At 70.9% G+C, this 23025-nt stretch carries 27 protein-coding genes; 17 read left to right on the forward strand and 10 right to left on the reverse strand.

Annotated features, from left to right (window positions below; translation table 11 throughout):
• A partial coding sequence (locus AB0J64_RS25080) for a DUF4097 family beta strand repeat-containing protein (protein ID WP_364031186.1) occupies positions 1–261 on the forward strand: 261 nt, incomplete at its 5' end.
• Positions 262–490: 229 nt separating this feature from the next.
• Positions 491–2179 carry an aminotransferase class V-fold PLP-dependent enzyme gene (locus tag AB0J64_RS25085; RefSeq protein ID WP_364031189.1) on the forward strand — a complete coding sequence of 563 codons (1689 nt, stop codon included), beginning with the start codon at positions 491–493 and terminating at the stop codon, positions 2177–2179.
• Between the two features lie 55 nt (positions 2180–2234).
• Here AB0J64_RS25085 and AB0J64_RS25090 read toward each other — a convergent pair whose 3' ends face one another.
• The gene (locus AB0J64_RS25090; RefSeq protein ID WP_364031192.1) at positions 2235–2726 is read right to left on the reverse strand and encodes a MarR family winged helix-turn-helix transcriptional regulator; all 492 of its coding nucleotides are present in this window, start codon (positions 2724–2726) and stop codon (positions 2235–2237) included.
• Positions 2727–2811: 85 nt separating this feature from the next.
• Between AB0J64_RS25090 and AB0J64_RS25095 the strand changes: the two genes are divergently transcribed.
• Complete coding sequence (locus tag AB0J64_RS25095) at positions 2812–3402, forward strand: NAD(P)H-dependent oxidoreductase (RefSeq protein WP_364031195.1); 591 nt, start codon at positions 2812–2814, stop codon at positions 3400–3402.
• A gap of 79 nt (positions 3403–3481) precedes the next feature.
• On the opposite strand, the gene AB0J64_RS25100 is transcribed toward AB0J64_RS25095, so the two are convergent.
• Together AB0J64_RS25100 and AB0J64_RS25105 are read right to left on the reverse strand one after the other, a co-directional pair.
• On the reverse strand, positions 3482–3688 hold the full coding sequence (locus tag AB0J64_RS25100; protein WP_364031198.1) for a heavy-metal-associated domain-containing protein: 207 nt from the start codon (positions 3686–3688) through the stop codon (positions 3482–3484).
• Positions 3685–4089, reverse strand: a complete 405-nt coding sequence (locus AB0J64_RS25105; RefSeq protein ID WP_364031201.1) for a nuclear transport factor 2 family protein — start codon at positions 4087–4089, stop codon at positions 3685–3687. The genes AB0J64_RS25100 and AB0J64_RS25105 overlap by 4 nt, the downstream gene beginning before the upstream one ends.
• Positions 4090–4174: 85 nt before the next feature.
• Between AB0J64_RS25105 and AB0J64_RS25110 the strand changes: the two genes are divergently transcribed.
• Together AB0J64_RS25110 and AB0J64_RS25115 are read left to right on the forward strand one after the other, a co-directional pair.
• Positions 4175–4768: a TetR/AcrR family transcriptional regulator gene (locus AB0J64_RS25110; RefSeq protein ID WP_364031204.1), complete on the forward strand. Its 594-nt coding sequence runs from the start codon at positions 4175–4177 to the stop codon at positions 4766–4768.
• 39 nt (positions 4769–4807) lie between these two features.
• Positions 4808–5773, forward strand: a complete 966-nt coding sequence (locus tag AB0J64_RS25115; RefSeq protein WP_364031207.1) for a serine hydrolase domain-containing protein — start codon at positions 4808–4810, stop codon at positions 5771–5773.
• A 489-nt stretch (positions 5774–6262) separates the two neighbouring features.
• Here the strand turns inward: AB0J64_RS25115 and AB0J64_RS25120 are convergent, their stop codons facing one another.
• Complete coding sequence (locus AB0J64_RS25120; RefSeq protein ID WP_364031210.1) at positions 6263–7054, reverse strand: NAD(P)-dependent oxidoreductase; 792 nt, start codon at positions 7052–7054, stop codon at positions 6263–6265.
• A 98-nt stretch (positions 7055–7152) separates the two neighbouring features.
• On the opposite strand from AB0J64_RS25120, the gene AB0J64_RS25125 reads away from it, so the two are divergent.
• Together AB0J64_RS25125 and AB0J64_RS25130 are read left to right on the forward strand one after the other, a co-directional pair.
• Complete coding sequence (locus tag AB0J64_RS25125; RefSeq protein ID WP_364031213.1) at positions 7153–7413, forward strand: type II toxin-antitoxin system prevent-host-death family antitoxin; 261 nt, start codon at positions 7153–7155, stop codon at positions 7411–7413.
• Positions 7398–7805: a PIN domain-containing protein gene (locus AB0J64_RS25130; protein ID WP_364031216.1), complete on the forward strand. Its 408-nt coding sequence runs from the start codon at positions 7398–7400 to the stop codon at positions 7803–7805. The genes AB0J64_RS25125 and AB0J64_RS25130 overlap by 16 nt, the downstream gene beginning before the upstream one ends.
• A gap of 213 nt (positions 7806–8018) precedes the next feature.
• Here the strand turns inward: AB0J64_RS25130 and AB0J64_RS25135 are convergent, their stop codons facing one another.
• Positions 8019–8678 carry a TetR/AcrR family transcriptional regulator C-terminal domain-containing protein gene (locus AB0J64_RS25135; RefSeq protein ID WP_364031219.1) on the reverse strand — a complete coding sequence of 220 codons (660 nt, stop codon included), beginning with the start codon at positions 8676–8678 and terminating at the stop codon, positions 8019–8021.
• A gap of 120 nt (positions 8679–8798) precedes the next feature.
• Here AB0J64_RS25135 and AB0J64_RS25140 point away from each other — a divergent pair, with 120 nt between their 5' ends.
• From AB0J64_RS25140 to AB0J64_RS25170, 7 genes are all read left to right on the forward strand, one after another.
• The gene (locus tag AB0J64_RS25140; RefSeq protein ID WP_364031222.1) at positions 8799–9608 is read left to right on the forward strand and encodes an alpha/beta hydrolase; all 810 of its coding nucleotides are present in this window, start codon (positions 8799–8801) and stop codon (positions 9606–9608) included.
• 99 nt (positions 9609–9707) lie between these two features.
• Positions 9708–10670, forward strand: coding sequence for an STM4015 family protein (locus tag AB0J64_RS25145; protein WP_364031225.1), 963 nt, complete (start codon positions 9708–9710; stop codon positions 10668–10670).
• Entirely contained in the window at positions 10670–11614 is a 945-nt protein-coding gene (locus tag AB0J64_RS25150) for an STM4015 family protein (protein WP_364031228.1), read from the forward strand. The genes AB0J64_RS25145 and AB0J64_RS25150 overlap by 1 nt, the downstream gene beginning before the upstream one ends.
• Positions 11607–12656, forward strand: coding sequence for an STM4014 family protein (locus AB0J64_RS25155; protein ID WP_364031231.1), 1050 nt, complete (start codon positions 11607–11609; stop codon positions 12654–12656). The genes AB0J64_RS25150 and AB0J64_RS25155 overlap by 8 nt, the downstream gene beginning before the upstream one ends.
• 11 nt (positions 12657–12667) lie before the next feature.
• On the forward strand, positions 12668–13459 hold the full coding sequence (locus AB0J64_RS25160; RefSeq protein WP_364031521.1) for an STM4013/SEN3800 family hydrolase: 792 nt from the start codon (positions 12668–12670) through the stop codon (positions 13457–13459).
• Complete coding sequence (locus AB0J64_RS25165; RefSeq protein WP_364031234.1) at positions 13446–14726, forward strand: STM4012 family radical SAM protein; 1281 nt, start codon at positions 13446–13448, stop codon at positions 14724–14726. Before AB0J64_RS25160 ends, AB0J64_RS25165 begins: the two co-directional genes overlap by 14 nt.
• Positions 14720–15550 (forward strand): STM4011 family radical SAM protein, encoded by an 831-nt coding sequence (locus AB0J64_RS25170; RefSeq protein WP_364031237.1) that lies wholly within the window; start codon positions 14720–14722, stop codon positions 15548–15550. The genes AB0J64_RS25165 and AB0J64_RS25170 overlap by 7 nt, the downstream gene beginning before the upstream one ends.
• A 2-nt stretch (positions 15551–15552) precedes the next feature.
• Here AB0J64_RS25170 and AB0J64_RS25175 read toward each other — a convergent pair whose 3' ends face one another.
• From AB0J64_RS25175 to AB0J64_RS25185, 3 genes are all read right to left on the reverse strand, one after another.
• The gene (locus tag AB0J64_RS25175; protein WP_364031240.1) at positions 15553–16680 is read right to left on the reverse strand and encodes a DUF6745 domain-containing protein; all 1128 of its coding nucleotides are present in this window, start codon (positions 16678–16680) and stop codon (positions 15553–15555) included.
• Positions 16680–16976 (reverse strand): hypothetical protein, encoded by a 297-nt coding sequence (locus AB0J64_RS25180; RefSeq protein WP_344987285.1) that lies wholly within the window; start codon positions 16974–16976, stop codon positions 16680–16682. Before AB0J64_RS25180 ends, AB0J64_RS25175 begins: the two co-directional genes overlap by 1 nt.
• A 109-nt stretch (positions 16977–17085) precedes the next feature.
• On the reverse strand, positions 17086–17613 hold the full coding sequence (locus AB0J64_RS25185; protein WP_364031244.1) for a CGNR zinc finger domain-containing protein: 528 nt from the start codon (positions 17611–17613) through the stop codon (positions 17086–17088).
• Positions 17614–17642: 29 nt separating this feature from the next.
• Here AB0J64_RS25185 and AB0J64_RS25190 point away from each other — a divergent pair, with 29 nt between their 5' ends.
• The gene (locus AB0J64_RS25190) at positions 17643–18524 is read left to right on the forward strand and encodes an arginase family protein (RefSeq protein ID WP_364031247.1); all 882 of its coding nucleotides are present in this window, start codon (positions 17643–17645) and stop codon (positions 18522–18524) included.
• Here the strand turns inward: AB0J64_RS25190 and AB0J64_RS25195 are convergent.
• Positions 18521–20074 (reverse strand): DUF4434 domain-containing protein, encoded by a 1554-nt coding sequence (locus AB0J64_RS25195; RefSeq protein ID WP_364031250.1) that lies wholly within the window; start codon positions 20072–20074, stop codon positions 18521–18523. The two genes, AB0J64_RS25190 and AB0J64_RS25195, sit on opposite strands and share 4 nt — an antisense overlap.
• 124 nt (positions 20075–20198) lie before the next feature.
• Here AB0J64_RS25195 and AB0J64_RS25200 point away from each other — a divergent pair, with 124 nt between their 5' ends.
• Both AB0J64_RS25200 and AB0J64_RS25205 read left to right on the forward strand, forming a co-directional pair.
• Positions 20199–20981 (forward strand): SDR family oxidoreductase, encoded by a 783-nt coding sequence (locus tag AB0J64_RS25200; protein WP_364031253.1) that lies wholly within the window; start codon positions 20199–20201, stop codon positions 20979–20981.
• Between the two features lie 66 nt (positions 20982–21047).
• Entirely contained in the window at positions 21048–22595 is a 1548-nt protein-coding gene (locus AB0J64_RS25205; protein WP_364031256.1) for an alpha/beta fold hydrolase, read from the forward strand.
• Here AB0J64_RS25205 and AB0J64_RS25210 read toward each other — a convergent pair.
• Positions 22573–22977 carry a VOC family protein gene (locus AB0J64_RS25210; RefSeq protein ID WP_364031259.1) on the reverse strand — a complete coding sequence of 135 codons (405 nt, stop codon included), beginning with the start codon at positions 22975–22977 and terminating at the stop codon, positions 22573–22575. The two genes, AB0J64_RS25205 and AB0J64_RS25210, sit on opposite strands and share 23 nt — an antisense overlap.
• Positions 22978–23025: the final 48 nt, after the last annotated feature.

Raw genomic sequence — 23025 nt, forward strand, 5'->3', positions numbered from 1 at the left:
GAGGTCGGTCGGCTGGGCGGCCCCGCCGAGATCACCACCGCAAGCGGCGACATCCGGATCGCCGAGGCCACCGGCGGCAAGGTCGTGCTCAGCACGCAGTCCGGCGACATCTCGATCAACGCAGCCGCCGGTGTTTCGGCCGCCCTGGACGCCGGCACCAGCCACGGCCGCATCGCCAACGCCCTCAAGAACAACGGCACCGCGGAACTCGACATCCACGCCACCACCTCAAACGGCGACATCACCGCCCGCAGCCTGTGACCGGCAGCCACCTCGCGCCGGAAGAACCTGCCTCACCAGCCCCTCAGGTGCTGGTGAGGCACCGTACGGCCTGCGCCGAGTGAGCCGAGGCGGACGGCCGTGCCGCCGGTGCCCTGGATCTCCAGGTGCGGCGCCTTCATGCCGGGCAGCCCCTGAGGGTAAGGTCAGTCGGCGTCGATCAGGATCAACGGCCTGTTGCCTGAGCCGATGGGCGAGGGATCCTGAATGGGTGCCTATACAACGATCTGTCCCCGACCTGCCCACCTCGCCGCTGCTGGAGCGCATCCGCGAGGGCGTCATCGGCGACGACGAGGTGTTGCAGGGCCCGTACGGACTGCGCCGCATCATCTACGCCGACTACACCGCCTCCGGCAGGTCGCTCGGCTTCATCGAGGACTTCATCCGCGAACACGTCCTGCCGCGCTACGCCAACACGCACACCGAGAGCTCCGGGACCGGGCTGCAGACCAGCCGATTACGCGAGGAGGCCCGTCGCGCCGTTCACGACGCCGTCGGCGGGGGCCCGGACGACGTGGTGATCTTCTGTGGTTCGGGCGCGACCTCGGCGATCAACAAACTCGTCGGCATCCTGGAGCTACGTGTCCCCGGCCGGTACGCGCCGGTGGTCCCGGAGGAGGAACGGCCGGTGGTCTTCGTCGGCCCCTACGAGCACCACTCCAACGAGTTGCCCTGGCGCGAGTCCATCGCCGACACCGTCGCCATCGGCGCGGACCGCTACGGCCAGATCGACTGCGACGACCTGCGTGCCCAGCTGGCCCGCCACGCCGACCGGTCGCTGCTGATCGGCAGCTTCTCGGCCGCCTCGAATGTGACAGGCATCCTGTCCGACGCCGAGCGCATCGCGGCGCTGCTCCACGAGCACGGCGCGCTGTCGTTCTGGGACTACGCGGCGGCCGGGCCGTACGTGCCGATCCGGATGGCCGCCAGCGCGCCCGGGGCGAACGACCACAAGGATGCGATCTTCCTGTCGCCGCACAAGTTCATCGGCGGGCCGCAGACGCCCGGTGTCCTGGTGGTGCGGCGCGGACTGGTACGCAACCGGGTGCCCACCGCGCCGGGCGGCGGCACCGTGCTGTTCGTGGACCCCACCGGGCACCGTTACCTCGACGATGCGATCGCCCGTGAGGAGGGTGGCACACCGGCCATCGTCGAGTCGATCCGCGCCGGGCTGGTCTTCCGGCTCAAGCAGGCCATCGGCACCGACCTCATCCAAGCCCGTGAGGAACGCTTCTGGCAGCGGGCCCTGCGGCGGTGGGAGAGCAATCCGAACATCGAGATCCTCGGCGACCGGCACTCTCGCCGGCTGTCGATCGTGTCGGTCCGCATCCGGTCCGGAGAGCTGTTCCTGCACCACAACTACGTGGTGGCGGTGCTGAACGACCTGCTCGGCATCCAGGCACGCGGCGGCTGCTCCTGCGCCGGTCCCTACGGTCACCGCCTCCTGGCCATCGACGCCGCACGCTCGCGGGCCTTCGAGGAGGAGATCGGGCACGGCTGCCAGGGCATCAAACCGGGCTGGGTACGCATCAACTTCAACTACTTCATCTCCGACGCTGTCTGCGACTATCTCATCGAAGCCGTCGAACTGGTCGCCCTGCACGGCCACCGGCTGTTGCCCGATTACCGCTTCGACCCCCGCACCGGGCTGTGGCGGCACCACCGCGGCTCCGCCGAGCCGCCACTGCACCTGTCCGACCTGCGCTTTGACGGCTCCGGCGCGCTGCCCGCCGCCCACGTCCGCGCCGGCGAGGACGCCCTGCCCGGCTACCTGGAGGAGGCCCGGGCCATCCTGGCGGCCCGCTCCGACGAGATCGACCTGCGCCCGCCCGACCTGCCGGACGACTTCGAGCGACTGCGCTGGTTCCCGCTGCCGGCCGGCTGCCTGGCCGCGATCTGACCCCGTACGCGCGCTGCTGGTTCAGGTCGCGCGGCGATACGGGGGGGACGGAGGCCTACTGGGCGGCGTCGTCGCCTGTGGTCTCGCCGCCGCGCGGCTCGATGCGGTCGATCACCTGCCCGCTCCAGGCCCGGAAATCCGCAGCCTGCTCGGGTGTGAGCGGGTCGAGGAAATAGCGGCGGATGTTGCCGCCGTGCACGAGAATGGCGCTCTGCACAGCACGGCGGCCCTTGTCGGTCAGCCCGATCCCCGCGCGGCGACCGTCGGCCCCGTACGGGGTCCGCTCCAGGAAGCCGCGGTTCTCCATGCGCGTCAGCTGGTGCGAGACGCGGCTCTTCGCCCAGTCGAGCGACTCGGAGAGCTCGCCGACGCGCATCTCGCGGCCGGGCGCCTGCCACAGGGTCACCAGCACGCTGAACTCGGCCTTCGAGATGCCGCAGTCGCGCTGCAGACCACGCTCGAGCTCCCGGACGAGCAGGCGCTGCGCGCGCATCCAGCTGTCCCAGAGCTCCCACTCCTCGGGTTCGAGCGCACGAGTCTCCGCCATGGCGGGAATCATACCGGGCCAGAGAGTTGTCGCGTCAACTCAGCTGTGGTTAGAGTTGACGCGACAACTCTCTCGGAAGGACACCATGGCACTCCGCATCGGCATCATCCTCGGAAGCACCCGACCCGGCCGCCGGGGCGAGCAGATCGCCTCCTGGCTGCTCGACACGGCGCGCGCCCACGGCGGCGCCGACTTCGAGCTGATCGATCTCGCCCACCACGGGCTCGACAACCTGGACGAGGGCGGGAATCCGACGCACCAGCAGTACGAGCACCCGCACACCCGCGACTGGTCTGCGCTGATCGACGGCTTCGACGGCTTCGTGTTCCTCACCCCGGAGTACAACCACTCCTTTCCCGGCGCGCTCAAGAACGCGCTGGACTACGTCTACTGCGAGTGGAACGACAAGGCCGCCGGCATCGTCAGCTACGGCGGATGGGCCGCGGGCGTCCGGGCCGCCGAGGCGCTGCGGCTCGTGCTCGCCGAGCTCCAGGTGGCAACGGTCCGCGCACAGCCCGCCGTCCCGCTGATCCCCGCGTTCTCGACCGGCGCTTTCGTTCCGACGGAGGGCCTCGGCGTCGCGGTCTGCGGCATGCTCGACCAGATCATCGCCTGGTCCGGCGCGCTGCGCGGCGTACGCGAGGCCAAGTCGGAGTCGCCCGCGATCGCCCACTGAACCAGCGGCCGACCCCAGCCACGCCAGCCGGCCCTCGGCCGGTCGGGTCAGCCGCAGTCCGCCCTCGATCGACCCGGCGTCACTGGGTGAGCTCGTAGCCGGCCTCCTCGACCGCGGCGCGCACGTCCGCGGCATCGAGATCCCGGTCGCTGGTGACGGTGACCGTGCCGCCCTCCACGTCCACCGCCACGGCGCCGACGCCGGGGATGCGCTCGATCTCCTCGGTGACGAAAGCCGCGCAGTGACCGCAGGCCATGCCGCTCACGCCGTAGGTGGTCTCGGTCATGCCGGCACCTTCGCGCCTTCGGGGACGGTGCGGGTGAGCAGGTGGGCCTGCCGCATCCGCCCATCGGCGGCGAAGCGGCCGAAGAAGCACACCTCCATGGCGAGGTCCCGTTTGCGGGTGTGCACGTACAGGGTGTATCGGGCGGCCAGCTGATCGCCGTCGGCCACCGCCTCGTGGACGTCCATGCGGCTCTCCGGCTGGTTCTTGCGTAGCGGGCGGGTGTGGGCGATGAGCTTGTCGCGGTCCATGCGGTTGCCGTCGGCCACCTGGACGATGTCCGGCGTGTGGTAGCGATCGACGATCACGGCCGGATCGTCGTCGCTGTGCAGCAGCTCCTCGGTGAACGAGGCGAAGAAGTCGGCGATGAACCGCTTCGGGTCGTCGTCATGAAAGGGGTTCACTGCGGGTCCCATCGTACGAGAACGGTAATATCTCTTACACGCCGTAAGATATGAGACTCCCGATAACTTTGGCAAGGTGTAAGAGATGACTCCACCCTCGGCCCGCAACCTTCGCGCCGACGCGCTGCGCAGCAAGGCCGCCATCCTGGATGCGGCGCTCGAGGTCCTCGAAGCCCGGCCCGACGCCAGCCTCGACGCCATCGCCGCTGCCGCCGAGGTGACGCGCCAGACCGTCTACGCCCACTTCCGCTCACGCGATCAGCTGCTGACGGCCGTCGTCGACCGGCTCACAGAAGAGACTGCCGCCGCGATGAACGCCACAGACCCCGACACGGGTCCGGCCGCCGAAGCGCTGCTGCGTGTGCTCGACGCCGCCGAACGCACGGTGGGGCGCTATCCCGTACTGGCGCGTCTGGCCGGATCGCTGCCCGCCGGCCCGCGAGCCGACCGCGAGCGCCACGAGCCGATCAGCGAGCTGCTGGTACGGGTGATCCGGCGTGGGCAGCAGGCCGGCGAGTTCGATGACCGGCTCCCGCCCGACTGGCTGGCCACGGTCACCATCAAGCTCGCCCACGCCGCGAGCGAGGAGACCGGCTCCGGACGCATGACGCAGGAGGAATCGAGGCGAGCGCTGCACACCACGCTGCTGCTCGCCCTCGGCGGGACGGCACGTTCTTGATCGCAATGGCGACGGCCGAGGCACTGGAAGGATGATCTCGTGTCCCAGCTGCACCAACGAATGACAGCCCTGGTCTCCGAAGCCGGCTACCGCAGCGACGAACCGATCGTGGCCGGGGTGCAGCAACGTGGCGCTCCGCCCGTCCTCCTGGCCCAAGGAATGACCTCCGCCGGTGAGCCGGTGACCGCCACGACGCTCGCGTACGCGGCGTCGCTGTCGAAGCAGATGACCGCGGCCTGCGCGGCGCTGCTCGCCCGACGTGGCGCGCTGGACATGGAATCGCCCCTGTCCCACTGGCTGCCCCAGCTACCGGGGTGGGCCGGCGCCATCCGACTCCGGCACCTCGTGCATCACACGGCGTCCTTGCCCGCCGACTTCAAGATCGATGCCGTCCTCACCGGCGACGACGACCGGACCACCTCAGGCATCATCCAGGCACTCACCCGTTTCCCGGCCCTGGACCACCGGCCGGGCACCGAACATCTCTATTCCAACGCCGGATACGTCTGCCTGGCCGCCGTGGTGGAACGGGCGGCGGAGATGCCGCTGCCCGATTTTGCCCGGCGCCACCTCTTCGTCCCGCTGGCGATGGCCGACACCCGCTACTGGCCCGGACCTGACCCCACGCCGCCGGGTGCCGCGCCGCTTGCCCGCCTTCGTCCTGCCCCGCTGTCCCTGGGCGACGGAGGGGTATGGACGACTCTCAGCGATCTGCTGCGCTGGAGCCAGGCACTCAACGCCGACGAACTCGGCGTCTCGGCACTCATGCAGACCCCAGGACGCCTCGATGACGGAACGCCGATCGACTACGCCTGGGGCATCGGCGTCCGATCACACGCCGGGCACCGCGTCTATCGGCACGGAGGAGGGTGGACAGGCCTGCGCGCCCTGCATGCCCGAGTGCCCGACCTGGACCTGAGCGTGGCTCTCATTGCGATCAACGACCACACCGAACGCCGGATCCCGCTCCTCAACAGCCTTCTCGATGAGGTGACCGAACCGTAGGTCCCACCACAGAGCCGTCGGCAGGGCTTCGCGGACGAGCCAGGCCAGTCCCGCGACGAGGTGGACGCGCCACCAGTAAGGGTCGTGACCGCCGATCCATTCCTCGTGCCGATGGCGTATCCCCGCCCCGGCCAGGGCCGCGGCCAGTGAGCGTGCGCATTCACGGAAGCCGGCGCTGCCCTCCAGCGTGCCCGCGGCCAGGTAGCGCGGCATGCGGACGCTGGGGCCGAGCTGCCGCGGCGGCAGGCTGGGGCTGAGCGCCACGGCCGCCGGTCGGCGGCGGCGAGCGCGAAGCTCGCACCGTTGGAGAACCCGGCGGTGATCACGTGCGCGGCCTCGTGAAAGGAGGGGATGATGACGGTGCGCACGGCCAGCGGATCGTCATCCCTCGCGCCTGTACGAAACGCCTTCATCGTACGGCGCACAAGAGGAACCAAGCGGTGCTCGAACGCGTCGTGCTGACGGAATCGCCCGGCGGTCGAGCGCTGGTCAGAAGGCGTGACGGAGGGTGTAGTCGGCGGTGGCGTAGTCGCCGCCCTGAAGCTGGTCACCGGCGAAGTAGCGTGCCGCTCCAGGGATCCGGTCCACGTAGGCCTCGGCGTCATCGCGGGGATGGTAGCCGAGCCGGTCGTCCAGCTCCCAGAACCGGCGGGTATTGGCCGAGACCGCGTACGCGGCCGTGAAAGTGATATCGGGCTGGGTCAACGCGGCCCAGACGAAACCGGCACAGTCGTCCGGGCTCAGCCACGTGGCCAGGTGCCGCGGCTCGCTCGGCTCCGGCTCCAGGCTCCCGATGCGCAGGCACACCACCTCCAGCCCGAACTTGTCCGCATACAGCCGGCCCAGGGCCTCCACGGCGACTTTGCTCACGCCGTACAGCCCGTCGGGACGGGGCGGCAGCTCGGCCGAGACCGTCCGCGCCGCCGGGTAGCAGCCGGTCAGCCGATTGCTGCTGGCCAGCACCACGCGCTTGACTCCCGTGCGCCGTGCGGCCTCCAGCAGGTGGTGGGCGCCCAGGACGTTGGCGTCCAGGAGGAGGTCGAGGGGCGCCTCGTCCGGCACGCCGGACAGGTGCACGACCGCGTCGGCGCCGTCGATGACGGATGCCACGTCCTCGATGCCGGCCAACTCGACCTGGCGGACCTCCTCGTTGGGCCCTGCTGCGATCAGCGGTGCGCGATCAACCGAGATCAGCCGGCGCAGCCGACGCCGCAACGGTTCGCGCAGCGCGGCTCCCACCCGCCCGGCCGCACCAGTAAGGACCACCGTTTCCACTGTCATGGGCCAGAGTGTGCCAGCGACCACCGACACTTCTGATGTCGCAAGGTGCAATCAGCCCCGCGTAGCGCGGGCGGCGTAGGATCAGACAATCTGATTCTATGAAGGTGATGACTGCCACCGAAGCGTCTCGGAGCTTCGCGACCGTCCTCGACGAGGCCGAGCGCGGGGAGACGATCGTGGTGACCCGTGGCGGGAAGCAAATCGCCGTGATCGGTCCTGCGCCCACTGCGCCGGGGCGCATGGTCAAAGCGTTTCTGGCCAGAAGCGCGGGGACCCTGGATGCGGATTTCGAGGCCGATGTCGCGGCAGCCCGGCAGGCCGTCGACGACGAGATGCGGGACACGTGGCCCGACGCCTGATCCTGGGCACCGGTGTGCTGCTTGCCGCCGAGCGAGGCAAGGCGTCAGTGGACATCGTGATAGGAGACGCCGATGATGTGGCGATCGCGGCGATCACTGTGGCTGAGTTGCTCGTCGGTGTCGAGATGGCCGATGCGGCCCGACGGCCCAATCGGCAGGCCTTCGTGGATGAGGTCCTTGCGTTGATCCCCGTTGAGGAGCACACAACGGACGTCGCCAGGGTCCATGCCCGCCTCAAGGCACTTGTCCGACGAGAGGGCAAGTCGCGAAGTGCGTACGACCTTCTGATCCCAGCGACGGCAGCGGCCACCGCCAGGACAGTGGTCACGATGGACGCGTCGGCAGCGTTCGACGATCTGCCCGGCGTCCGCGCCCAGGTGGTTCCGCGGTAAATGCCGCCGACAACCCCGACGGCAACGCCCACCACCACCGTCGCACACGTGGCGCCGGTGACAGTCTCCTACCTTTCCGTCACATAGCCGGACATGGTGAACATGCCACAGGATGTATACCTTCATGGCACGCTCCGGTTTCTCGGCGTTGGCAGCGGCGTGGGCGATTGACACAGCGCGTCGGAGAGCACCAGCAACTGCAAGGCCAGTCCCTCAAGTGCGATGTGCGGTGAGGGCTGCGGTGGTGCCGTCGATGAGCACCCGAAGCCCGTGTTCGAAGGCATCATCACCGGTCGTCCTTGCGCCGTCGCGGAGCGCCGCGAACAAAGGGGCGGAGGTGTCGCCGTCCAGCAGATCGCTCAGAGCGGCGAGTGGGTCCGGAGGCTGCTCGGCCTGCTTGCCCGGCCGGGCCTGCTCCTGGAGGACGAATCCGGTGACGTACTGGGAGAGGGCGGTGATGGTGCGCAGCGCCAGCACCGGGGTGAAGCCGCGGTCCACCATGGCGGTCAGTTCGTCGTTGAACGTCCTGACCGTCGCGGGGCTGAGCCAGGCGGCATCGGCGACGATGCGGGCGCCGTCGCGGTGAGCGAGCAGCGACTGCCGGAAGGCGCGGGCCCGGCGGGCCAGCCAGTCCTGCCATGCCTCGCCGGGGTGAGGTGGGCCCATGCCGACGGCCAGGATGATCGCGTCCGCCATGCCGTCCAGCAGCTCCTGCTTGCTGCGGATGTGCCAGTACAGCGCCGGCGACTGGACGCCGAGCTCGGCAGCAAGCCGGCGCACCGTCAGCCCCTCCAGCCCGACCTCGTCCAGGAGCCGCAGCGCCGTCTCGATCAACGTCTGCCTGGTCAGGCCAGGCCGGGTGGCTGCGCACATCGGTTGACACCTTAGCAGCGCTAAGTCATCCTTAGCGGTGCTAAGGGCGGCTTAGCAGTGCTAAGGAGAGGGGTCCCCACCCCTCTCCTTAGCAGTGCTAAGGAGAGGGGTGGGGACATCGTGCTCTCAGCTGACGGAGCCGATATCCATGTCTACGACCAGGGGCGCGGGCCGGCCATCCTGATCGTCGGGCCCGGGCTGGACGACGGGACGCGGACCAGGATGCTCGCCTCGATCCTCGCCAGGCGGTTTCGCGTCCTACGCCTCCACCGCCGTCAGTACCGGCCGGACCTCAAGACCGAAGGCACACCGTGTTCGGTGGCCCAGGAGGTCGACGACGTCCTGGCGATCGCCCGCCAAGTCGGCCGGCCCCTGATCATTTACGGTCACTCCTCCGGCGGGGTGGTCGCCCTGGAAGCGCTGGCGGCGGCGCCCTCGGCGTTCACCGGCGCGGTGCTCTTCGAACCCGCCTCTGTGATCGACACGGCGTGGGCCGGTCAGGACGGCGAGGTCGTCACACACGCACGGGCCGCGATCGCCGCGGGCAGGCCGGGCCAGGCAATGGCGATCTTCTTCCGCCGGACCATCGGCCTCCCAGGCCGGCAGGCATGGGCGGCAGGCGCGCTCACCGCTATCGTCCCGCGCTACCGCAGGCTGGCGTCGTGCCAGATCGACGACCTCGAGGCCATGGATCGGCTGGGCGTCCGCCTCGACGCCTACTCCCAGATCACCACACCCACCTTGCTGCTCAGCGGCGACCGCAGCACGCCGCAGCAGACTGCGCCGGTGGACGCCATCGAGCGCGTTCTGAGCGATCCCGAACGCCGTCCCGAACGTGTGGTGATGCGCAAGCGGGACCACGGCGCCGACCTCAAAGCCCCCAAGACGGTCGCCCGCATCATAGAGACGTTCGCCGACACGCTCCTGTGAGCAGCGGGGCTGTGCATACCCACGGTCCAGCGGTGACGGAAGTGTCGTCGGAGTCTGGTAGGACAGGACGCGTCAACCCCCCCGACACGAGGATCATCCGTGACCGACGACGATTACCCGAGCTCCTGGGACCGCTACCAAAGTGCCTACGCCGGCCTGCCCGTAGCCGAGGCCCCCTGGGACGAGAAGAACGGGCCGCAGCCCGACGCCGGGTCCGTGGCGTGGCGGCTCAGCGCCAACAGCTGGGACGGCGGCCGCATCGCCGAGCACCTCGACTGGTTCTTCGAGCGCGTCGACACCGCGAAGGTCACGGCCATCGTGATCGGCGGGTGGGAAGACTGCTACACCGAGAGCAGCGCGCCCATCGTCCGCCGGCTGGCCGACGAGGCCGGCCGGCTGCCCGAGCTGCGCTCGCTCTTCTTCGGTGCGATCGCGTCGGAGGAGGCCGAGATCTCCTGGATCCAGCAGTCCGACATCACGCCGCTGCTGGAGGCGTACCCGAAGCTGGAGCGGCTGGAGGTGCGCGGCGGCTCCGGACTGCGACTCTCCCCCGTGCGGCACGAGTCGCTGAAGGTGCTGCGGTTCGAGACCGGAGGGCTGCCGGGAGAGGTGGTCCGCGGAGTCGCCGCGAGCGACCTGCCCGCGCTGGAGCAGCTAGAGCTCTGGCTGGGCGTCCCCGACTACGGCGGCGACAGCGGCGTCTCCGACGTCGACCCCATCCTCCGGGGCGAGCGGCTGCCCGCGCTGCGTCACCTGGGGCTGCAGGACAGCGAGATCCAGGACGACCTCGCCGCCGCCGTGGCGGCCGCGCCGATCGTGGCCAGGCTCGAGACGCTGAGCCTGTCGATGGGCGTGCTGACCGACGCCGGGGCGGAGGCGCTGCTCAGCGGCCAGCCGCTCACCCACCTGCGCGCGCTCGACCTGCACCACCACTACCTGTCCGAGGCGATGATGCAGCGGGTGACCGAGGCCCTGCCCGGAGTGCGGGTCGATGTGTCCGAGCAGGAGGACGGCGACGAGGACGACGGCGAGACGTGGCGTTACGTGGCGGTGAGCGAGTGATGCGGGAGTTCGACAAGCAGCCCAGCCAGTATGAGCGCTATGACCAGGGCTACGCCGGCCTGCCGGTGGCCGGGGTGCCGTGGCAGGAGGACGGGGAGCCGCCCGAGGCCGGATCCGCGGCCTGGCGGCTCGACGCCAGCACCTTCAACGACGACCTCCCCGACGAGATCACCGAGAGCTTCGAGTGGTTCTTCGAGCACGTCGACACCGCGAAGGTCACGGCCATCGTGATCGGCGAGTGGGAAGACTCCTACGAAGACGACAGCGGTCACATCGTCCAGCGCCTGGCCGACGAGGCCGGCCGGCTGCCCGAGCTGCGCTCGCTCTTCCTGGGCGCGATGTCGCCGGAGAACTGCGAGATCTCCTGGATCCAGCAGTCGGACATCACGCCGCTGCTGGAGGCGTACCCGAAGCTGGAGCGGCTGGAGGTGCGCGGCGGCTCCGGGCTGCGGCTCTCCCCCGTGCGGCACGAGTCGCTGAAGGTGCTGCGGTTCGAGACGGGAGGGCTGCCGGGAGAGGCGGTCCGCGGGGTCGGCGCGTGCGAGCTGCCCGCGCTGGAGCACCTCGACCTGTGGTTCGGGGTCGGCATGTACGGCGGTGACGCCACGGTCGGCGACGTCGCCGGGATCCTGGGCGGCGGGCGGTTGCCCCGGCTGCGCCATCTGGGGCTGCAGAACAGCGAGATCCAGGACGACCTCGCCGCCGCCGTGGCGGCCGCGCCCGTCGTGGCCAGGCTCGAGACGCTGAGCCTGGCGATGGGCGGCATCACCGACGCCGGGGTGGAGGCGCTGCTCAGCGGCCAGCCGCTCACCCACCTGCGACGCCTGGACCTCTCCTATCACGCCATCAGCGCCGCAATGAGAGCCCGTCTCACCGCGGCACTGCCCGGCGTCGACATCGACCTGTCCAGCCCGGACGAGACGTATGTGGCCGTAAGTGAGTGATGTGCGGTTCGCCGTGGTGGGAACACCTGGGGATCGGCGGGTGACGATGTTCCGCGACGCCGCGGTCGCCGCCGGGCTGGCCGAGCCGCACGTGATCTCGTGGCGGGACGTGCTGGCCGGGCGGGAGATCGGTGCGCCCGAGGGTGCGCTGCTGCGGGTGGACTCGCCGGGCGAGGACGGCGAGGCCGACGCGCTGCTGCGCGGGCCGGGCGATCCCGCGCGCGTCGGCGGCGGGGCGGCCTGGTACGCGGCGTTCAGGGCGGGGCTTTCGCGGGTGGCCGCCATCCCGGGGGCGCGGCTGCTCGGCGACGTCGAGGAGATCTCGGTGATGTTCGACAAGCGGCGCTGCCACGCCGTGCTGGCCGGGGCGGGGGTGCCGGTGCCGGCCGCGTTCGAGGCCACGTCGTACGACGGGCTGCGGGCGGAGATGGCACGCCGGGGCTGGTCCCGGGTGTTCGTCAAGCCCGCGCACGGCTCGTCGGCGTCCGGCGTGATCGCCTTTCAGGCGCACGGCGATCGGGTGCAGGCCGTCACGTCGGCGGCCTGGGTCGAGGGTGTGCTCTGCAACTCGCTGCGGGTTCGTACGTACACGTCCTCCGGCGAGGTGCGGCGGATCGTGGACTTCCTCGCCCACGACGGGCTCCACGTCGAGCAGTGGTTTCCCAAGGCGTCCACCGATGGGAGGCCATTCGACCTGCGGGTGGTGACGGTGGCCGGGGTTCCGACCCACGCGGTGTTGCGGGCCGGCCGCAGCCCGATGACGAACCTGCACCTCGGCGGGTCGCGGGGCGATCTGGACGCGGTGCGGTCACGGACGGACCTGTGGGAGCGGGTGCTGGAGGCCTGCTCGCGGGCGGCGGCCTGCTTCCCCGGGAGCCTCAGTACGGGCGTGGACGTCATGGTGGGGGCGGATTGGCGGTCGGTGGCGGTGGCCGAGGTGAACGCGTTCGGGGATCTGCTGCCCGGGTTGGGGGATCTTGCGGGGAACGGGCGGGACACGTATGCCGAGCAGGTCCGGGCGGTCCTGGCGGGGGTCCGGTGAGCACGTTCGACATGAACGAGATCGTGGGCAGCCACGACATCCTCCTCGTCACGCTCGACACGCTCCGCTACGACGTCGCGGTCGCGCTCGAAGAGGCAGGCTTGCTGCCGAACCTCCTGCCGCCAGGCGCGTCCTGGGAGCGGCGGCACAGCGCGGGCAGCTTCACGTACGCCGCCCATGCCGCCATGTTCGCCGGCTTCCTGCCCACTCCCGTGGCCCCGGGGCCGCATGCCCGGCTGTTCGCGGCCACGTTCCCCGGCAGCGAGACCACGGCGGAGCGCACCTGGGTGTTCGACGCGCCCGACCTGCCCACCGGGCTCGCGCGGGCCGGGTACCACACGGTGTGCGTCGGTGGCGTGGGGTTCTTCAACAAGCTGACCCCGCTCGGGTCCGTGCTGCCGGGCCTGTTCGCCGAGAGCCACTGGGAGCCGGAGTTCGGCGTGACCAGCCCGTCGTCGCTGGAGCGTCAGATCGACCGCGTCGAAGAGGTGCTGCGCGACCGGCGCCAACCGGTCTTCCTGTTCGTCAACGTGTCGGCCCTGCACCAGCCGAACCACTTCTTCCTGCCGGGAGCCGCCGGCGACTCGCTGGAGAGTCACGCGGCGGCGCTGCGGTACGTCGACCGGCACATCGGTCGCCTCTACTCACTGATGCGCCGCCGCCGGCCCTGCCTGGTGATCGTCTGCTCCGACCACGGCACGGCGTACGGCGAAGGCGGCCACGTCGGCCACCGGATCGGCCACGAGGTGGTCTGGACGGTTCCGTACACCGAGTTCGTTCTGGAGAGCCATGCGGCCCTATGAGGGTTACGTCTACGCCTATCCGCACAAGACCGCCTATCGGCCGCTCGATCCGCGACCGCGGCTGAAGGAGGTCTGGGCCGGGGAACGGCCGGGCGCACTGTACGTGCACATCCCGTTCTGCGAGATGCGCTGCGGTTTCTGCAACCTCTTCACCCGCACCGGCGCCCCGGAGGAGCTGGTCACGGCCTACCTGGACGCGCTGGAGCGGCAGGCCGTCCAGGTGCGGGACGCGCTGGAGGAGACCGGGTTCGCCACGGCCGCGTTCGGTGGCGGGACGCCGACGTACCTCGACGCACGCGAGCTGACCCGCCTGTTCGACCTGACGGAGCGCACGATGGGGGTGGATCTCGCCCGGGTCCCGCTGTCGGTGGAGACCTCCCCCGCCACCGCCACGCCCGACCGCCTGTCCGTCCTGGCCGAGCGTGGCACGTCCCGGGTCTCGATCGGCGTGCAGAGCTTCGTCGACGCCGAGGCCCGCTCCGCCGTACGCCCGCAGAAGCGCGCGGAGGTGGACGCGGCACTCGACGCGATCAGAGCCTCCGGCGTGCCGGTGCTCAACATCGACCTGATCTACGGCATCGACGGGCAGACGCCGCAGTCCTGGCTGTACTCGCTGGACACCGCGCTCGGGTGGCGGCCCGAGGAGCTGTACCTCTACCCGCTCTACGTCCGGCCGCTGACGGGCCTCGGCAAACAAGGGCGGGCGTGGGACGACCAGCGGCTCGAGCTGTACTGGGTGGGGCGCGAGCGCCTGCTGGCCGCCGGGTACGAGCAGGTTTCGATGCGGATGTTCCGGCTGCCCGGCACGGGTTCGTCCACGGAGTACTGCTGCCAGACCGACGGGATGGTCGGGCTGGGGTGCGGGGCGCGGTCGTACACGAGCGAGCTGCATTACTCGTTCGAGTACGCCGTCGGAGCCCGGCACGTGCGCTCGATCATCGACGACTACGTGCGGCGGGACGAGTTCGACGTGGCCAACGTGGGCTTCCCGCTGTCGCTCGAGGAGCGCAAGCGGCGGCACCTCATCCAGTCGCTGCTTCAGGGAGAAGGGCTCTCGCGGCGGCTCTACGCGGACCTGTTCGGCACCGACGTGCTGGCCGACTTCCCCCTGGACGAGTTCGCCCTGGACGAGTTCGGTGACTGGCTGCTGGCGGACCCGGCGACGATCCGGCTCACGGCGGAGGGGCTGGCATATTCCGACGCGATCGGGCCCGCGCTGTTCTCGCCGGAGGTCAGGCGGCTCATGGAGGAGTACGCGGCGTGCTGACCATCCTCTATCGCGGGCCCCTGGCGAGCTGCGACTACGACTGCGCGTACTGCCCGTTCGCCAAGCGGCGCGACACCCCCGAGCAGCTGCGGGCGGACCGGGAGGCGCTGTCGCGGTTCGCGAACTGGGTGGGCGAGCAGCCGTTCGAGGTGTCGATCCTGTTCACGCCATGGGGTGAGGGCCTGGTCAGGTCGTGGTACCGCCGGGCCCTCGTGGAGCTCTCCTGGCTGCCCAATGTCGCCAAGGTCGCCATCCAGACGAACCTGAGCTGCCGTACCGACTGGCTCGCCGAAGCGTCGGACCGGGCCGCGCTGTGGGTGACCTACCACCCGACGCAGGTCGCGTACGACCGCTTCCTCGGCAAGATCCGCTCGCTGCCGGTGCGCCACAGCGTCGGAATCGTCGGCGATCCCGCGCACCTGCCGGACGCGCGGCGGCTGAGGTCGGATCTGCCCGCGGAGACGTACCTGTGGGTCAACGCCGAGGAGGGGCGCCTCTACACCGACGAGGAGGCGGCTGAATGGTCGGCGATCGACCCACTCTTCCCCTTCAGCCGCTTCCCGCACCGGAGCGCCGGGGCGCCGTGCCGCACGGGCGACAGCGTGATCTCGGTGAACGGCGACGGCACGGTGCGCCGCTGCCACTTCGTCCCGGAGGTGCTGGGCAACCTGTACGACGGCTCCTACCGGGCGGCGCTACGCCCCCGGGCCTGCCCCGCCGCGGCCTGCGACTGCCACATCGGCTACGTCCACCTGGAGCCGCTCGGTCTCTACGACGTCTTCACCGGCGGCATCCTGGAACGCATCCCGGCAGCCTGGCCCTGACCTCACGTCTCGCGCTCGGGGCGGTAGTCCGCCTCGGCGACCCCGAACGTCCACGCGACCCCCTCCCGCGCCCGCTCCACCCACGGCGGCACCCGCAGGAAGTAGGTGCGGCTGGTGCCGTCGGGCTCGGGCGTGGAGTTGACGACCTCCACCATGACCAGCGGCTCGTCGTCAGCCAGCTCGACCCGCCACAGAACACCCGTCTCGTCGGAGTGCACCGGCTTGGCCCCTGACTCGGCCAGGTAGCGGTCAAGGCCGAAGTGCTCCAGCATGGCCCGGCGCAGCTCCGCGTTCGCCTCTTCGCGGATCCGCTCGACGGTGAGGTCGCTCATCGCGGCCCCGAAATCGGCGGGAACCGGCATGCCGTGCCAGGCATGCAGGGCGAAGCCGTCGGAGTAGGACATGGCCGGGCCGTCCGCCCGGTGCAGCCGACCCAAGTCGTCGAGATGCAGCTCGACGGGCCGCTCGGTGACGATCGCCAGCCGCTCGAACGGCCACCACCAGCCCGCGCGCTCGGCCGTCCGCTTGAGCCCGTCGAGCCCCTCGAACGCCGACAGCCAAGGGGCGTCGTGCTGCCCCAGCACCGCGTCGAGAGTCGCCTGCCGCAACTCCTCGCCGCCGAACTCGGCGATCTCCCGGCGGATGTCGTTGACCAGCCGGTTGACCTGCGGCCAGAGCCGCCCGCCGGTCTCGTCCCACAGCGCCGCCCAGCCGACGGGCCCGAGCTCGGCATAGGCCGCCGACCTGGCCCGCTCCCACGGCACCGTGCGGACCGCGTCTCGCACCGAACGCCCGGGATCCCCGAGCGCCTCCCATGACCTGAGCGCCGCACCCACCGACCGGCGCAACGCGGCCGCGCCCTGGTCACCCACCTGCTGCGAGTCGGACCCGCTCCCGCTCGACGAGCCGGCAGGCGAGGCTCCGAGGCCCGCCGCCTCCAGTGCCCGCCGCACCGTGTCGCCGCCCGTCAGCCAGGCCGCCGCGACGGCTCCGGCCGCAGGCGAGGGCAGCACGAGCACGTGGTCGGGCTCGGCCAGCCCGGCCTCGCGGTACGCCTGCCGGACGGCGGCCTCCTGGTCCTCGCCCGGCCCGGTGGCCATGGCCACCCGCTCCCACGTCAGGGTCGCCATCAGTCGGCCACCACCCGGTGGGAACCCGGCACGTACTCGCGCTGCCGGATCACGCGGTACCAGCCCTTGGGCAGCGAGATCGCGGCGTGCTCCTCGTGCACGAGCCGCCCGCCTTCGGGCAGGTGCAGGAAGCCGCCGGAGAGCGTGCCGGGGCCGGGGATCGCGTGGCAGTGACCGGTGGCCTCGCCATGGGCCAGGATCAGCCGCCCGCGAGCGTCACGCGGCTCGGGCCGCAGCGTGCGCGGCGCGGACTCCTCCGGCACGGGCATGATCAGGATGTCGCCCTGTCGGTACATCGACCAACCTCCATCATCGGGGGGATGATCGGAAGCTATCGGCCGCGACCGACAATTCCCGGGGCCGACGGTTTCACCGTCGTGGCAGGGCGAGCGCCCTCCGGAAGCGTCAGCGGTGGCGGGCGCGGGAGGCGGCGGCGTGGGCGCGGTTGGCGCAGCGGGTGGAGCAGAACTGGCGCTTGCCCGGACGGCTGCGATCCACGAACGCGTCCTTGCACGGACCGGCCGCGCAGAGCCGCAGCCGTTCCCAGTCGCCTGAGGCGGCGATGTCCAGCAGCTCGGCGACGGATCGCACGGCGAGCCGTTCGGCCAGAGTGGCTCCTTCAGGCGCGGCGAGCCGTTGCCGCGGCATGCCGCCCGCCTCTTCCACCACGACCCGTATCGGCAGCTCGCCGGCCCATCGCGCCAGAGCGCGGGTCCGGTCGGGCGGCTCGCAGGCCAGCAGGGCGCGCAACCGTTCCCGCACGGCACGCACCGCTCGCAGGTCGTCATCGCCGGGGCCACCGCTTTCCCCCAGCTCGTGGCAGAACTGGCGCAAGGCCGCCACGTCCGGCAGGCGCTCGGGCTCCGCCAGGTACGCGTCCCACGTGTTGGCGAGATCGAGCGCCACCAGCCCCGTCTCGACGAACTGGCGCATCCGCCACTCCCTCTGTTACCGTCACGACTATGAACACAATAACCCCTGACAGAGATCTGGTCATCCTCGACGCCCCCTCCAATCTCGGCCTGCGTCCGCCCGCCCCCGACACCGTCCCCGGCTGCTACAAAGCACCGTGGGCACTGCGCAACGCCGGCCTCGTCCAGCGGCTCGGCGCGGCCGACGCGGGCGCGCTCGTCCCGCCGCGTTACGTGGCCACGTGGGCGCCGGGAAGCGGGGTGCGCAACGGGCCCGCCATCGCCGCGTACGCCCGCGGACTGGCCGACCGGGTGAGCGCGATCAGGGCGGAGGGCGGCTTCCCCGTCCTGCTCGGCGGCGACTGCTCGATCCTGCTCGGCCCCGCGCTCGCCCTGCGGAGGAGCGGCCGGTACGGGGTGGCGTACGTGGACGCGCACTCCGACTTCCGGCACCTCGGCAACTCCCCCCATGTCGGGGCGGCGGCCGGGGAGGACCTGGCCCTGGCCACCGGGCGCGGTGACGACTATCTGACGAACATCGACGGGCTGCGGCCGTACGTCAGGGACGAGGACGTGATCGTTCTGGGCGTGCGGGACGAGGGGGATCTCCGCGACTTCGCCGGGACCGGCATCGCCTACGTCCCCGGCAGCGGCATCTCCCTCGACGACGCGAGGAAGGTGCTCGTCCGTGACGAGCTCGACGGGTTCTGGATCCACGTGGACGCCGACGTGCTCGACCCGTCCATCCTGTCCGCGGTCGACTCCCCCACGCCTGGCGGACTCGACGCCGCGCAGCTTGTCGAGCTGCTGCGCGGGCTGGCGAGTCTGCCGGGGGCCGCCGGGCTGGAGGTGACGGTCTTCGATCCCGACCTGGACGAGGACGGCAGGCAGGCCGCCCTGCTCGCCGACATCCTCGTGTCGGCCCTGAGCTAACGGATCACGTAGCCGCTGGAGCTGGACCGGCCGGCGTCGTTCGTGGCCGTGATCGAGGTCCAAGGACCCGAGGGGACGTACGGGGCCCACGCCGACTCCAGCCGCCCCTTCCCGTACCACTCCTGCTTGACCACCACCCCCTGCGGGTCGAAGCGGAGCGTGCCGCCGCGCAGGTTGTAGCCCTCGACGAGGATGCCGGCCCGCCCGTTCATCTCCTTACGGGAAGCGCCGACGATGATCGGCTGCTGCCACTCGTTCACGATGTCGTCGGCCAGCGAGGGCGTGTCGTAGCGGGCCTGGCAGGTGAAGAAGGGATCCCAGCCGTAAGAGATGATTTTTCCGGCAAATGATCCGGCAGCCATCACCTGCTGGTCGATCCGGCTCTTCGTGGTCCGCCCGCGCAACGGCAGCGGCTCGACCCTCCCGCACTCCCCGTCCACCGGCGTCGGCTCGAACCCCTCCACGTTCACCCACAGCTCCACCCCGGGCGGCACCCGCCGCGCCGCCGCCTCGATGTAGTCGCGGGTGGCCCCGTAGTACGCCTGCGCGTTGCTCACGTCCCCGACGACCGGCACGAGGCGTGGCGCCACCTTGGCCTCCGCCTCGTGAACCCCGTAGACGGGCACCTTGCCCGTCCCACGCCCGTCCTGCACGGCGACGGCCATGGGCGCTCCCGCCCGGGTCGCGGCGATGGCCGCGAACCCCTCCGCCACCTGCCCGGGCGGGAACCCGCGTGCCCTCCTGGCGTCGATGTACGGGCTGACCAGGATCTTCTTCCCCGGCAGGGTGGCGGCGACGGCCGCGTGCTGGGCCGCGTACAGCGCGATGATCGGATCCTGGGCCGCCCGCGTCCGCATGGCCAGCTCGAACGACTGGTAGACCCCTCCGAACGCGGCAGACCTCCCGAACCGCTCCCGGTAGTCGGCGAGCACCCGCGTGGTGAAGGCGGTCAGCGCGGCGGTGTGCGCGGAGTCGGGCTCCCACGGTTTGCCCGCGAGCTGCGGCGCGGCGGGCAGCCCCGGGAAGACCGTCATCCCGTACGCGGCCGCCTCGGTCATCAGGTTGCCGAGCCCGTCGCCGTCCGTGGAGACGAGCACGAGATCCTGTACGGGGTCCTGGCAGGACGCGGCCAGCGAGACCCGGTAGAAGATCCGGCCCCGGCTCTCGATCCGCCGGTCCAGCCCCGGGCACCGCAGCAGCCCTTTCCCGAACTCCTCACTGGTCACGTAGGTGTAGACGCGGCGGACGCCGGGGACGTCGGCGCACGGCCGCCCGTCCACGAGGCAGTCGGCGAACTCGGGGTCCTCGCGGGCGCTGAACCTCGGGCCGAACGTGATCAGCGTGTCGGCGCCGATCGCGTGGATCGCCTCGACCATGCGCCGCGTCACGCACGGATCGGCCCGGGGCATGACCCAGTAGCCGGTGACGGCGTACGGGGCGACGACGCGGGTGTCGCGCGACTGGCACGCCGGGACCTCGGGCCTGTCGGGCACGACCAGGCTCACCATGAAGGCGGCCGCCACGACCAGCCACAGGATGACCCGGTGCACCCACGCCCCTTCCACGCCACCCCAAGCCTACGCACCCAGCGGCGGTACGGGGGCGCACCGGATGCTACCCCGGCGTGACACTCCGTATCCCGACCACGGAGAATGGCGGCAGGGGGTGGACATCGTGCGTATCGATCTCAGCGGCAAGACCGCGCTGGTCACCGGGTCGACTCAGGGCATCGGGGCGGCCATCGCCGAAGGGCTGGCGCTGGCGGGGGCCCATGTCGGGATCAACGGCCGCAGCGAGGGCTCCGTCTCGATGGCCATCGAGCAGATAGAGGTCGGCGACCTGATACCGGCGCCCGGCGACGTGACCACGGAAGAGGGCTGCGAGGCGGTGCTGCACGCGCTGCCCCAGGTGGACATCCTCGTCAACAACCTGGGCATCTTCGAGGCCAAATCCGCGCTCGAGATCACCGACGACGAGTGGCGGCGCTACTTCGATGTCAACGTGCTGGCCGCGGTCCGGCTCACGCGTGCCTACCTGCCCGGCATGATCGAGCGCGGCTGGGGCCGGATTCAGTACATCGCCAGCGACTCCGCCGTGGTCATCCCCGTCGAAATGATCCATTACGGCATGACGAAGACCGCGCTGCTGGCCGTGTCCAGGGGGTTCGCCAAGGAGGCGGCGGGCAGCGGGGTGACGGTCAACTCCGTGGTCGCGGGGCCGACGCACACCAGGGGCGTCGAGAAGTTCGTGTACGAGCTCATGGGCAAGGACCTGCCGTGGGAGGAGGCGCAGCGGGCGTTCATGCTCCAGCACCGTTCCCAGTCGCTGCTGCAGCGCCTGATCGAGCCCGAAGAGATCGCGAGCATGGTCGTCTACCTCAGCTCGCCCTTCGCCTCCGCGACCACGGGCGCCGCGCTGCGGGTCGACGGCGGGTACGTGGACTCGATCATCCCCTGAAGGAGAGCCGGCGGCTCCCCCGATCGGGTGATGTGACCGGACCGGGCCGGAGCGAGCCTGAGGGGCATGATCTTACGGACTCTGCTCACGCTCGGCCTGCTGGCCGCACCCGCACCCGCGGCCGCGGCCGCCGAGCGGCCCGCCATCGCCTGGCAGGAATGCCCGGCCTACTCCGACGACGTGCTGCGCTGGATGGGCCTCGACGACCAGCGGCTCCCCGAGTTCAGGAAGCTGTTCGGCAGGACGGAGTGCGGCACGCTCACCGTCCCCCAGAACTACGCCGACCCCGGTGGAAAGCAGATCACCATCGCCCTGACCAGGCTCAGGGCCGCCGACCAGGAACACCGCCTGGGCAGCCTGGCGGTCAACCCGGGGGGCCCGGGCGGCAGCGGCTACCTGATGCCGATCGAGCTCGCCATGACCGACGCGAGGCTGAACGCCCGCTACGACCTGATCGGCTTCGACCCGCGCGGAGTCGGCTACAGCACGAAGGCCAAGTGCACCGGCGGCAGGCCGGGGCCGGAGCCGACGGGCCCCGTCAGCGAGGAGCTGGCCAGGAAGGTCTACGACCAGACGGTCGAGAACAACCGGGCCTGCGGCCAGTCGGACCCCGGCTTCATCGGCCAGCTGACGACCGCCAACGTGGCCCGCGACATCGACCGCGTCCGCGCCGCGCTCGGCGAGTCGAAGATCAGCTTCCTCGGCGTCTCGTGGGGCACCTGGCTCGGCACGGTCCTGCGCAGCCTGTTCCCCACCAAGGTGCACCGCATGTGGCTGGACAGCGTGGCGCTGCCCGTGCCCAGGATGGACGTCTTCACGGAGGTACGCGCGATGGCCACCGACCGCGACTTCCAGCGGATGGCCAGGTGGATCGCCGACCGGGACGACGTGTACGGGTTCGGCACGACGAAGGCCCAGGTGGTGTCGGCGCTGACCGATCTGCGCAAGGCGTACGACGCCAAGCCCGTGACCTTCACGGACATCGGCCTCACCGTGACCGGCCCGATGATCGCGGAGGCGGCGGGCCAGCCGAGCCCCGGCTGGCCGGAGGTCGCCCAGGTGCTGAAGGAGCTGGTGGGCGCCACCGGCCCCACCGCGCCTCCGACGATCAAGAGGCTCTTCGGTGACCGGCCGCCGCCCACACCCGCCGGCGTGCCCGAGCGGCAGAACCAGACGGCCAATGTCGCGTTCTTCTGCAACGAGGACCAGGGCGCGCGCACGTTCGACTCGGCCTGGAACGCCTACCGCGAGCGCCTCGCGCGCTATCCGGTGACCGGCGAGGCCACCGCGTTCTTCCCGGCGTGCGCCGGATGGCCGCTGCCCGTGCAGACCACGCGTCTGCGGCCCGGCGGCTCGCTGGTGCTGTCGGGGCACCTGCACGAGAGCCCGTCACCGTACGAGTGGACGCTCGAGACGAGGGCGGCCGTCGGCGGGCACGTGGTGACCGTCGACGACGACGTGCACGGCTCCGCGCTCAGGGTGCCGGGCTGCCTGGCGAAGGTGGTCGGCTACTTCGAGACCGGACAGGTCACCGCCACCTGCCCCGGTGTGCCGGCGCCGACCTCGACCGAGCTCCCCGACCGTTCCGAGCTCAGTATGACTGCACCTCGATGAGGTTGCCCTCCGGGTCACGGAGGTGCGCGGTGCGCAGGGTCGGTCCCCAGTCGGGACGGTCCTGGGGCGGGGCGGCGACCGTGGCGCCGTGACGGGTAAGACAGTCGGCCGCCTTGTCCACGTCGTCCACCTTCATGACCAGCATTGCCGAGTCCTGGACCGGGTTCTGAGCGGCCCGGGGCAGGTCCGCGGTGCCGACGGCCTCCGCGATCATGCCCCGGCCGAACAGGGAGAGCCCGGTCTGGCCCTCGATGTCCCAGCTGGCGTAGCCGGGCAAGAACCGCGCCGGCTCGACGCCGAGCAGCTCACGCAGCACGGCCTGGTAGAACGCAGCACAGGCCGGGAAGTCGCGGACCAGCAGGCGGGGGTAGAGGACGTCCATCGGGATTCTCCTCGAGAATTAGTGGGTATCAACCAATGATTGGTAGCA

It is taken from the genome of Nonomuraea sp. NPDC049695 (assembly GCF_040674955.1).
In the GTDB taxonomy this organism is placed as follows: domain Bacteria; phylum Actinomycetota; class Actinomycetes; order Streptosporangiales; family Streptosporangiaceae; genus Nonomuraea; species Nonomuraea helvata.